The organism is Paractinoplanes abujensis, from assembly GCF_014204895.1.
In the GTDB taxonomy this organism is placed as follows: Bacteria; Actinomycetota; Actinomycetes; order Mycobacteriales; family Micromonosporaceae; genus Actinoplanes; species Actinoplanes abujensis.
The window spans coordinates 7,996,315-8,007,654 of record NZ_JACHMF010000001.1 but is presented as its reverse complement, the minus strand read 5'-3'; the positions used below and the strand labels follow the sequence as shown (position 1 = coordinate 8,007,654).

10 protein-coding genes are annotated in these 11,340 nt (G+C 71.7%); 6 read left to right on the top strand and 4 right to left on the bottom strand.

Going from position 1 to position 11,340, the window contains the following annotated elements:
* Positions 1 to 134 precede the first annotated feature (134 nt).
* From cofC to BKA14_RS36845, 4 genes are read left to right on the top strand one after another with little or no spacing between them, the layout of a single operon-like run.
* Positions 135 to 782, top strand: a complete 648-nt coding sequence (gene cofC, locus BKA14_RS36855) for a 2-phospho-L-lactate guanylyltransferase (RefSeq protein WP_203722072.1) — start codon at positions 135 to 137, stop codon at positions 780 to 782.
* Between the two features lie 17 nt (positions 783 to 799).
* On the top strand, positions 800 to 997 hold the full coding sequence (locus BKA14_RS44615; protein WP_203722073.1) for a cold-shock protein: 198 nt from the start codon (positions 800 to 802) through the stop codon (positions 995 to 997).
* 55 nt (positions 998 to 1,052) lie between these two features.
* Entirely contained in the window at positions 1,053 to 3,317 is a 2,265-nt protein-coding gene (locus BKA14_RS36850) for an RNA degradosome polyphosphate kinase (protein WP_184955359.1), read from the top strand.
* A 1-nt stretch (position 3,318) separates the two neighbouring features.
* Positions 3,319 to 4,191 (top strand): NUDIX hydrolase, encoded by an 873-nt coding sequence (locus BKA14_RS36845; protein WP_184955358.1) that lies wholly within the window; start codon positions 3,319 to 3,321, stop codon positions 4,189 to 4,191.
* Here BKA14_RS36845 and BKA14_RS36840 read toward each other — a convergent pair.
* From BKA14_RS36840 to leuC, 4 genes are all read right to left on the bottom strand, one after another.
* On the bottom strand, positions 4,148 to 4,588 hold the full coding sequence (locus BKA14_RS36840) for a hypothetical protein (RefSeq protein WP_184955357.1): 441 nt from the start codon (positions 4,586 to 4,588) through the stop codon (positions 4,148 to 4,150). The genes BKA14_RS36845 and BKA14_RS36840 overlap by 44 nt on opposite strands.
* A 105-nt stretch (positions 4,589 to 4,693) precedes the next feature.
* Entirely contained in the window at positions 4,694 to 5,527 is an 834-nt protein-coding gene (locus BKA14_RS36835) for an HU family DNA-binding protein (protein WP_184955356.1), read from the bottom strand.
* Between the two features lie 188 nt (positions 5,528 to 5,715).
* Positions 5,716 to 6,303: a 3-isopropylmalate dehydratase small subunit gene (gene leuD, locus BKA14_RS36830; protein ID WP_184955355.1), complete on the bottom strand. Its 588-nt coding sequence runs from the start codon at positions 6,301 to 6,303 to the stop codon at positions 5,716 to 5,718.
* 17 nt (positions 6,304 to 6,320) lie between these two features.
* Positions 6,321 to 7,760, bottom strand: coding sequence for a 3-isopropylmalate dehydratase large subunit (leuC, locus tag BKA14_RS36825; RefSeq protein ID WP_184955354.1), 1,440 nt, complete (start codon positions 7,758 to 7,760; stop codon positions 6,321 to 6,323).
* 49 nt (positions 7,761 to 7,809) lie between these two features.
* Between leuC and BKA14_RS36820 the strand changes: the two genes are divergently transcribed.
* Together BKA14_RS36820 and BKA14_RS45375 are read left to right on the top strand one after the other, a co-directional pair.
* Positions 7,810 to 8,496, top strand: a complete 687-nt coding sequence (locus BKA14_RS36820) for an IclR family transcriptional regulator (RefSeq protein WP_023561932.1) — start codon at positions 7,810 to 7,812, stop codon at positions 8,494 to 8,496.
* A 31-nt stretch (positions 8,497 to 8,527) separates the two neighbouring features.
* On the top strand, positions 8,528 to 11,296 hold the full coding sequence (locus BKA14_RS45375; protein ID WP_184955353.1) for a helix-turn-helix transcriptional regulator: 2,769 nt from the start codon (positions 8,528 to 8,530) through the stop codon (positions 11,294 to 11,296).
* Positions 11,297 to 11,340: the final 44 nt, after the last annotated feature.

Below are 11,340 nucleotides of genomic sequence, written 5' to 3'. Positions count from 1 at the left end.
CCTGCCTGCTGTTCGTGCTGTGACGCGGCGTGCCCCCGCCGCCTGTCGTCGTACCTGCGACGAAATCATGCCTGCTCGAAGCCTGCGGTACCAGGCAGGGGTCCTTACCGCCGGGCACTGGCAGACTTGGCCCAATGGTGCGCGACTGGACTGCGGTGATGCCGGTCAAGCGGCTCGGGGCCGCCAAGAGCCGGCTGCGCGGCGCGGTCCCGGCCGCCCGGCACAGGGATCTGGCGCTGGCGATGGTGCGGGACACGGCGTCCGCGGTGCTGGCCACTCCGGCGGTGGCCGAGCTGCTGGTGGTGACCGACGACCCGGTGGCCGGGGCCGCCGTGACCGCCCTGGGCGCCCGGGTGGTGCCGGACCGGCCCGGCGCGGGGCTCAACGAGGCGATGCGGCACGGCGCCGACGAGGTGGCCGGGCTGGGGCGGCATCGCGTGGTGCTGGCCGGCGATCTGCCCGCGCTGCGCCCGGGCCAGCTCGACGCGGCATTGGCGGCGGCCCGCCCCGGGCGCGGTTTCGTGGCCGACGCCGCCGGCACCGGCACGGTGCTGCTGGCCGTGGGGCCGGGCGAGCCGCTCGACCCACGCTTCGGCCTGGGCTCGGCGGTGGCGCACGCCGCCTCCGGGGCCCGCCCGCTCGACGGCGACTGGCCGGGGCTGCGGCAGGACGTCGACACCCCGGCCGACCTGGTCACCGTGCTCGCTCTGGGCGCCGGGCGGCACACCTGTGAACTGCTGCGTGACCTGGGACTCGAGGTGGCCTGCGTCTCGGCCGCGTGAACGGTAGCTTCTAAGGCATGCAAGGCACGATCGCAACCTTCGACCCGGCCTCCCGAAGCGGCACTCTGCTGCTCGACGACGGCACTGAGCTGGCCTTCGGCGCGTCCGCCTTCGACGCCTCGGGGCTGCGCAAACTCCGCCTCGGGCAACGCGTCGACATCGATACCGATCCGGCCGGCGGGATTCGCGAAGTGAGAATTCCGGGCGTTGCCTGAACTAATCCGAGGCTTGTTCGTTTCACGTTCCGCAGAAACCGGCAATGATGGTGCGATGCACACCTCGCCCCGGACCCCCGAACCCCGCCGGCGTGGCCCGAACGGCCGCTATCTGTCCCGTACGACCCCGACCGATCCGGCACCCGTGGGCGAGACCGTGGTAGCCGCAGAAGATCCGAAACCGACGGAGCCCGTGGTGACCACCAGCAGCGACATTCCCGACGCGATCGAGCCGGCCGAGCCCGAGCGGCCCGAGTTGCCGGAGGACAGGTTCCTCAACCGCGAGCTGTCGTGGCTCGACTTCAACGCGCGGGTGCTGACCCTGGCCGAGGACCCGGAGACCCCGCTGCTGGAGCGGGCCAAGTTCCTGGCCATCTTCGCCAGCAACCTCGACGAGTTCTACATGGTGCGGGTGGCCGGGCTGAAGCGGCGGCTCAACGCGGGCCTGCCGATGCGCGGCGGCGACCGGTCCTCGCTGCGCAACCAGCTCGAGATGATTTCGCAGCGCACCGCCGACCTGGTGACCCGGCACTCGGCCTGCTTCTCCGAGGAGGTGCGGCCCAAGCTGCAGGCCGAAGGCATCGAGATCGTGAAGTGGGCCGATCTCGACGCCCCCGAGCGCGAGCGCCTGCGGACGTATTTCCGGGAGCAGGTCTTCCCCGTGCTGACCCCGCTCGCCGTCGACCCCGCGCACCCGTTCCCGTACATCTCCAACCGGTCCTTGAACCTCGCGGTCGTGCTGCGTGATCCCGAGGACACCGCGGGCGAGCTGTTCGCGCGGATCAAGGTGCCGAACAACGTGCCGCGCTTCGTGACCGTGCAGAACGACAGCCGGTCGGTGCGCTTCCTGCCCGTCGAGGAACTCATCGCGACCCACCTCGACCAGCTCTTCCCAGGCATGGAGCTGGAGGAGTGGCACTCGTTCCGGGTCACCCGCAACGCCGAGCTCGAGGTCGACGAGGACCGCGACGAGGACCTGCTGCAGGCCCTGGAGCGCGAGCTGGCCCAGCGCCGCTTCGGCCCGCCGGTGCGCCTCGAGGTGGCCGCCTCGATCAGCGACCACGTGCTCGACCTGCTCGTGCGGGAACTCGACGTCACCGGGGCCGACGTGCAGCGGGTGCCCGGCCTGCTCGACATGTCAGCCCTGTGGCAGGTCTTCGGCGAGTGCGACCGCGACGACCTCAAGGACCGCCCGTTCGTGCCGTCGACCCACCCGCAGCTGGTGGACGGCGAAGTGCCGCGCAGTGTGTTCAACCGGCTGCGCGAGAGCGACATCATGGTGCACCACCCGTATCACTCGTTCTCGACGAGCGTCCAGCGCTTCATCGAGCAGGCCGCGGCCGACCCGGACGTGCTGGCCATCAAGCAGACGCTCTACCGCACCTCGGGCGACTCGCCGATCGTGGACGCGCTGGTCGACGCGGCCGCCGCCGGCAAGCAGGTGGTGGTGCTGGTCGAAGTGAAGGCGCGCTTCGACGAGGTGGCCAACATCGCCTGGGCCCGCACCCTGGAACGGGCCGGCTGCCACGTCGTCTACGGCCTGGTCGGTCTCAAGACGCACTGCAAGACGGCTCTGGTCGTACGGCAGGAGGGCAACCAGATCCGCCGCTACTGCCACATCGGCACCGGCAACTACCACCCCAAGACCGCCCGGCTCTACGAGGACTTCGGCATGCTCACCGCCGACCCCGAGATCGGCGCCGACGTCACCGACCTGTTCAACGTGCTGACCGGTTACAGCCGTCAGCGGTCGTACCGGCGGCTGCTGGTGGCCCCGCACGGCGTCCGGCAGGGCCTGATCGAGCGGATCGAGGAACAAGCCCGCGTCGCCCGCTCCGGCGGTGAGGCGCTGGTGCAGATCAAGGTGAACTCGCTCGTCGACGAGGAGACGATCGACGCGCTCTACCGCGCCTCGCAGGACGGTGTGAAGGTCGATCTGATCATCCGGGGCATGTGCGCGCTGCGGCCCGGTGTGCCGGGCCTGTCGGACAACATCCGCGTCCGCTCGATCGTCGGGCGCTTCCTGGAGCACTCGCGGGTGTTCCGGTTCGGCGTGGGCGACGACGCCGAGTACTGGATCGGCTCGGCCGACATGATGCACCGCAACCTCGACCGTCGCGTCGAGGCGCTGGTGCGGGTGACGCTGCCGACGGCCCGCGAGGAGCTGCGCTACGTGCTGGAGCTGTCGATGAGCGACGGCACCGAGGGCTTCGACCTCGACGGCGCGGGCGACTGGCACCGGCACCCGGCCAACCTCACCGAGCCGCACGTCCACCTGCAGGAGGCGCTGCTGCGCCGGGTCATCGGCAAGGCGTCCTGACATGACGGACACGGTTCACGCCGCCGGCGGGGTGCTGGTCCGCGACGGCCAGGTCTGCCTGGTGCACCGCCCCCGCTACGACGACTGGGCGCTGCCCAAGGGCAAGCTCGACGGCGACGAGCACCCGCTGGTCGGCGCGGCGCGCGAGGTGCTGGAGGAGACGGGCTGGCGCGGCCGCGTCCGGCTGGCCCTGCCCGAGGTGGCGTACACACTGCCCGACGGCCGGCCCAAGACGGTGACGTACTGGCTGATGGACGCCGTGGGCGACGGCGGCCCGGTGCAGGACACCGACGAGGTCGACGAGGTCGCCTGGCTCTCCTTGGCCGAGGCCGCCGCGCGGGTCAGCTACGCCGACGAGCGCGCGATCCTCGACCACGTGGCCGCGCTGCCCCCGGTGACCGACGTGGTGGTGCTGGTGCGGCACGCGCACGCGGGCGACCGCAAGAAGTGGTCCGGTAACGACGCGCTGCGGCCGATCGACGAGGTGGGTGCGGGCCAGGCCGAGCTGTTCGCCCGGATCTGCGGCCCGATCGGGCCCGGGCGGCTCGTCGCCGCCACCCCGCTGCGCTGCAAGCAGACGCTGGAGCCGCTGGCCGCGACGCTGGGCGGTATGCCCATCGTGGTGGACGGTGCGTTCGCCGAGCCGGCCGAGGCCGAGGAGGCGCCGGCCAAGGCCAAACTGGCCGCGCAGCGCCTGCTGGAGCTGCGGTCGGCCGGGAGCCTGCCGGCGATCTGCAGTCAGGGCAAGGTGATCCCGCACCTGCTGGCCGCGCTGCGCGACGAGGCCGACCCCGAGCCCTACAAGACGCCCAAGGGCTCGGCCTGGCTGCTCACCTGGAGCGGCGACCGCCTGCTGGAGCCGACGCGGCTCTAGCCGACCGGGCGGCGCCCAGCGGCACCGGATCGACCCGCCAGTAGCCGACCAGGTCGCCGGTGAGCCAGCGGGCCCGCCACAGCTCGTCGTCGCGCGGCTCCCAGTCGCGGAACGGCAGCAGCGCCACCCGCCAGCCCAGCACGCAGACGAGATACCAGTTGTAGAGAGGGATGAGCCCGAGCCAGGCGTCGCGGGGCCGGTACGACGCGTGGGGCGCCAGCACCCGTACGGTAAGGGCGCCCCAGAGTCCGGTGACGCACCAGTCGAGCAGTTCCGAGCCGGTGTACCGCTCGGCCGTCGTACCCAGCGTCCAGCCCGGCACGACGGCGGCCGCGAACACCAGCGTGGCGAGCAGCGACCGGCCGACCAGCCCTCGCGGTGATGCTCTGCGCTCCATGCCCCGGACGGTAGGCCCAGCAACGCTTTCGGCGCCCGTACACACGAAAGGCGTCCACCGTTAGGGTGGACGCCTTATCGGCCCAACATGGTGCTATCCGCGAAACTAGCGGGACTTGCGCGCCGACTTGGTGGCGCGCGCCCGGGACGGGGTCTCGGCCGCGGCCGCCGTGGTGGTCTTGCGGGCGGTCGTCTTCTTGGCCGCCGCCGTCTTGGTGGCGGCGGTCTTGGCCGGAGCCGCCTTGGTGGCAGCGGTCTTCTTGGCCGCCGTCGCCTTGGTGGCGGTGGCGGTGGTCTTGGCCGGGGCCGCCTTGGTGGCGGTGGTGGCCTTGGTGGCAGCGGTCTTCTTGGCCGCCGTCGCCTTCGTGGCAGTGGTGGCCTTGGTCGCCGTCGACTTGGCCGGGGCCGCCTTGGTGGCAGCGGTCTTCTTGGCCGCCGTCGCCTTGGTGGCGGTGGCGGTGGTCTTGGCCGGGGCCGCCTTGGTGGCGGTGGTGGCCTTGGTAGCGGTCGTCTTCTTGGCGGCCGTGGTCTTGGTAGCGGGGGTCGCGGTCGCCTTGGTGGCGGCCGTCTTCCGCGCCGGGGCCGCCTTCGTGGCGGCGGCAGCCTTGGTGGCAGTGGCCTTCGTAGCAGTCGCCTTCTTCGCCGGGGCGGCCGCCTTCGCGACCTTTCCGGCCGCGACCATCTCGCGGAAAGCGGTGCCCGGCTTGAACGCCGGCACGGAGGTTTTCTTCACTTTCACCGGCTCGCCCGTGCGCGGATTGCGGGCGGTACGCGCATTGCGTGCCCGCTTCTCGAAGACGCCGAAGCCGGTGATGGCAACCCGATCGCCCTTGGTGACAGCACCCTGCACCTCAGCGATGACCGCATCCAGCGCCGCCGTGGCGGACTTGCGGTCTCCCAATCGGGCTGCGAGCGCCTCGATGAGCTCGGCCTTGTTCACGGTTTTCCTCCCAAACGTGAGAACTGAGCCTCACTGGCCCAATGCGAGCCATTCTGCGCGCACCGTATGCCCTCTGACCAGCAGACACAAACATTAGTGTCATAAAAAACCCTTGCGTTACAACGAATTCGCCCCTGCCGGGGATGCGGCAGAGGCGAAAAACGTAGTGCTGACAAGGGTTTTCACCCTCAGGCAGTCACCGGCTTGAAGGAGGGCCGATTTTTTTCGAACTCGGTGATGTCGTCGGCGTGGCGGAGGGTCAATCCGATGTCGTCGAGGCCTTCCATGAGGCGCCAACGACTGAAATCGTCGATCGGGAACGGCCACGAGGCATCGTCGGCGACGACCCGGCGGCCCTCGAGGTCCACGGTGATCTGCTTTTCCGGCTCGCTCTCGCCGAGATCCCACAACGCCTCGACGGCCTTCTGGTCGAGTTGGACGGGCAGCAGCCCCTCCTTGAGCGCGTTGCCGCGGAAGATGTCGCCGAATCGAGCGGCGATGACGACCTTGAAACCCCAGTCGCGCAGCGCCCAGACGGCGTGCTGACGCGACGATCCGGTGCCGAAATTGGGCCCGGCGACCAGGATCGTGGCGCCCGCGTGAGCCGGATTGTGGAGCACGAAATCCGGGTCCTCACGCCAGGCACTGAACAGACCGTCCTCGAATCCGGTGCGGGTGACCCGCTTCAGATAAACGGCCGGGATGATCTGGTCGGTGTCCACGTCGGAACGGCGCAGCGGCATCACTTTGCCGCTGTGGGAGACGAACTTGTCCATCGGGAGTCGCTTCCGTTCTACAGATCGGCGGGGGCGGCCAGCTTGCCGACCACTGCGGTGGCGGCGGCGACCTGAGGCGAGACCAGGTGGGTGCGTCCGCCCTTGCCCTGCCGGCCCTCGAAGTTGCGGTTGGACGTGGAGGCGGCCCGCTGGCCGGGACTGAGCGTGTCCGGATTCATGCCCAGGCACATGGAACAGCCCGCGAACCGCCACTCGGCGCCCGCCTCGGTGAAGATCTTGTCGAGCCCCTCGGCCTCGGCCGCCTCGCGCACCTTGTAGGAGCCCGGGACGATCATCATGCGGACGCCGTCGTGCACCCGGTGGCCCCGGATCACGTCGGCCGCCGCCCGCAGGTCCTCGATCCGGCCGTTGGTGCAGGAACCCACGAAGACCACGTCCACCGGCACGTCGCGGAACGGGGTGCCGGGCTGCAGGTCCATGTATTCCAGCGCGCGGCGGGCGGCGCTGCGGTCGGTCTCCTCGACGAACTCCTCGGGGTCCGGCACCACGCTGTCGAGCGGCGCACCCTGGCCCGGGTTGGTGCCCCAGGTGATGAAGGGGCTGATCGCCGCGGCGTCCAGGATGATCTCGGTGTCGAACTCCGCGTCCTCGTCGGTCACGAGCGTCTTCCAGTACGCCACGGCGGCGTCCCAGTCGGCGCCCTTGGGCGCGTTCTCGCGGCCCTCCAGATACGCGAACGTGGTCTCGTCGGGCGCGATCATGCCGGCCTTGGCGCCCCACTCGATGCTCATGTTGCAGATGGTCATCCGGCCCTCCATGGAGAGCTTGCGGATGGCCTCGCCGCGATACTCCACGATGTGGCCGTTGCCGCCGCCGGTGCCGGTCTGCGTGATGAGCGCCAGGATCAGATCCTTCGCGCTGACGCCGGGACGCAGGTCGCCGACCACGGTGACCGCCATCGTCTTCGGCTTGGCCTGCGGCAGCGTCTGCGTGGCCAGCACGTGCTCGACCTCGCTGGTGCCGATGCCGAAGGCCAGCGCGCCGAACGCGCCGTGGGTCGCGGTGTGCGAGTCACCGCACACGATCGTCATGCCGGGCTGGGTCAGGCCCAGCTGCGGCCCGATCACGTGCACGATGCCCTGGTTGACGTCGCCCAGCGGGCGGATCTGCACACCGAACTCGGCGCAGTTCTTGCGCAGCGTCTCGATCTGCGTCCGCGAGGTCGTGTCGGCGATCGTGAAAAGCTCGCCGCGGCGCGTGTTGAAGGCCGGGTCGGCGTAGCCCGTCGGCGTGTTGTGATCCTCGGTCGCGAGCGTGAGATCGGTGCGTCGAACCGGGCGGCCCGCCAGGCGCAGGCCGTCGAAGGCCTGCGGGCTGGTCACCTCGTGCAGCAGGTGCAGGTCGATGTAGAGCAGATCAGGCTCACCCTCGGCAGCACGCACGACATGGTCGTCCCAGACCTTTTCGGCCAGGGTCCTCGGAGTGACTCCCACCATCTGGACATCCTAAATTCTGGGAGGTATGTTTCGGCTTGTGGGACACAGTATGAGCGGTGTCGGCGTTCTCGACAAGGCGGTAGTCATCCTGGCGGCGTGTGTCGACGGCGCCAGCCTGGCCGAACTCGTCGACCGTACGAAGCTGCCCCGGGCAACCGCACATCGCCTGGCCCAGGCCTTGGAGATCCACCGGATGCTCGTGCGTGACACCCAGGGCCGGTGGCGCCCGGGCCCCCGCCTGGGCGAGCTGGCCAACGCCGCGCCGGACGTGCTGCTGACCGCGGCCGAGCCCCTCCTTTCCGCATTGCGGGACGCGACCGGGGAGAGCGCGCAGCTCTACCTGCGCCGTGCCGACGAGCGTATCTGTGTGGCCGCGGCCGAGCGGGCCAGCGGTCTGCGCGACACCGTGCCGGTCGGCTCGGTGCTGCCGATGGTCGCCGGTTCGGCCGCGCAGATCCTGCTCGCCTGGGAACCCCCCGAGGCCGTCATGCCGCTGCTGCCCCGCTGCAAGTTCACCGGCCGCACCCTGGCCGAGGTGCGCCGGCGCGGCTGGGCCCAGAGCGTGGCCGAGCGCGAGCCCGGTGTGGCCAGTGTCTCGGCGCCGATCCGCGACCGGACGGGCCGGGTGATCGCCTCCATCTCGATAAGCGGTCCGATCGAGCGACTGGGCCGCCGCCCCGGCGAACGCCACGCCATGGCCGTTGTGCGGGCCGGACAGCGACTTTCGGGTCTGTAGACCTGACACCTTCGATCGATAGAGTCGCCCCGTGCGGCTCTTCGGTCGGGAGGCGGAGTGCGCCGCGCTCGATGCGCTGCTCACCGAGGCGCGATCCGGGCGCAGCGCAAGCTTGGTGCTGCGCGGCGAGCCGGGCGTCGGCAAGACCGCCTTGCTCCGGTACGCCGAGGGCCGCGCGCCGGATTCCCTCTGGGTCAGCGGCGTCGAGCCCGAGACCGATTTCCCGTACGCGGCACTGCACCGCCTGGTGATCCCGCTGGTCGCCGACCGCGCCCGGCTGCCCGCGACCCAGCTGGCGGCGCTCGAGGTGGCCTGCGGCCTGGCCGATGGCCCACCGCCCGACCTCTATCTGGTCAGCCTGGCCGCGCTGACCCTGCTGGCCGGTTCGCGCCGCCCGGACGGACAGGCGCCGCCGCCCACGCGGTTGTGTGTCGTGGACGATGCGCAGTGGCTCGACCGGGAGTCGTTGCGAGCCCTGGCCTTCGTCGCTCGCCGGCTGCACGCCGAGGGCGTGGTGCTGCTGTTCGGCCTGCGCGCCGAGGGCGACCGCCCGGACGATCCCGGTCTGCTGGCCGGCGTGCCCGCACAAGAGATCGGTGGCCTGGCCCCGGATGCGGCCGTGGCGTTGCTCACCGACGTCGTCGACTCCGTGGTCGACCGGGCCCGGGCCGAGCACATCGCGCGGGCCACCGGCGGCAATCCGCTCGCCCTGACCGATCTGGGCCACGAACTCACCGCCGGGCAACTGGGCGGGACGGTCGCCCTGCCCGAACCGGCACCCATCGGCAGCCGGCTCGAGGCGCACTACGCGGCCCGGATCGACGGCTGTCCCCCGGCCACGCGCACCTGGCTGCTGCTGGCCGCGGCCGGTGCGGGCACCGCCGCCGACCGGCTCACCGCGGCGGCCCGGCTGCTCGGCCTCACACCCGCCGACGCCGCACCGGCCGAAGCCGACCGGCTCGTCACCGGTTCGCCGCCGTGGACGTTCCGGCATCCCCTGGTGCGCTCGGCCGTCTACGGCGGCGCCACACCGGCCGCCCGGCGAGCCGTCCACCGCGCACTGGCCGCGACGATCACCGGTGAGGGCGAGGCGGATCGCCGGGCCTGGCATCTCGCCGCGGCCGCCGACGGGCCCGACGAGGCGACGGCGGCCGAACTCGAGATGCGCGCCGACCGGGCCGCGGCCCGCGGTGGGCACACCGCCCGGGCCACCTTCCTGACCCGATCGGCCGAACTGACACCGGATCCCGGGGCGCGGGCCGTGCGGCAGGTTCGGGCGGCCGAGGCGGCGCTCGCGGCCGGCGCCTACGGTCAGGCGCTCCTGCTGCTCGACGGCGTCGCGGAGCAGACACTGCCCGGCCCGGCCCGCGGCAGCGCGCTGATGACGCGCTCGCTGGCCGAGGTCAACACCGGCACCCCGGACGGGCAACGGCTGGGCGCGGCCCGCTGCCTGGCCGCGGCGCGGGCGTTCGGCGACGACCGGGAACGGGCCCGGCGCGCCGTCGTGCAGGCGATCGAGCTGGCGCGCAGCGCCGAACACCTGTCGGCGGTGAGCGAACCGGAGATCGCGGCCGAGGCGGCCCGGCTGGTCGGCCCGGCCCCGGCCGGCGTGGACGAACTGATTCTGGCCGGTTACGCCGCTTTCACCACCGACGGCTACTCCGGCGGGCTGCCCGCCGTGCGCCGGGCGGTGGCCGCGATCACCGACCCCGCCCTGAGCGACGAGGCTCTGCTGGCCCGGCTCGTGGTCGGGGTCAACTTCTGCACGCTGCTGTGGGACGACGAAGCCAAGGACGGGCTGCTGCGCCGGGCCGAGACCGCCGCCCGCCGCAGCGGCGCCCTGCACGCGCTCGATCTGGTGCACTACCTCGGCACGATGACCTGGACGCTGCTGGGCGGGCTGAACGAGGCCGACCGGCACGACGCGGCCGGGCTGCGGCTGCGCGCGGCGCTCGGCATGACGGCCGATCAGGCGCAGGTGTGGCGGCACCCCGAACTGGCGACGTGGCGGGCCGGGCCGGGCATCAGGGAATCGGTCGGGGCTGCGCTCGGCGTCTTCGAGACGCTCTGCCTGGGCGGCCTGCACTCGTGGACCAGGCTCAGCCTCGCGGTGCTGGACAACGCCGAGAGCCAGTACGGCGCGGCTCGCGACACCCTGCTCGGCCTGGTCGAGCTGGGCCGGCCGCACCGCTACGCCGACGCGCTGCCCGAGCTGGCCGAGGCGGCGCTGCGTGCGGGCGACAGGCGTACGGCGAAACTCGCCACGGCCGACCTCGCGGTGGTCGCCGAGGCCTGCGGCATGCCCCGCGCGCTCGGCGTGCTCGACCGGTCTCGGGCCCTGCTGGCCCCCGCAGCGGAGGCGGAAACCCTGTACCGGCGGGCGATCGAACACCTCACCGGTGGCCTCAGCAACGGCGACCGGGCCCGGGCCCACCTGCTCTACGGCGAATGGCTGCGCCGGCAACGCCGCCGCCGGGACGCCCGCGAGCAACTGGGCACGGCCCTCACGATGTTCGAGGGGGTACGGGCGGAGGCGTTCGCCGAACGGACCCGCAAAGAGCTGCGCGCATTGGGCGGACCTGTGCTTCACCCCGTACGGGAAACCGATGAAACGGCCTTGACCCCGCAGGAGGCCGCCGTGGCCCGCCTGGCCCGGGACGGGGGAACCAACGCCGAGATCGCGGCTCATCTGTTCCTGAGTGCCAACACCGTCGATTACCACCTGCGCAAGGTGTATCGGAAGCTCGGGGTGCGGTCGCGACGGCAACTTCGGGGAAGGTTGCAAGATTTGACTACGTGAGACGCGTGATTCGCGTGTGGACGCGCTCCCAGCACGATCGGCGC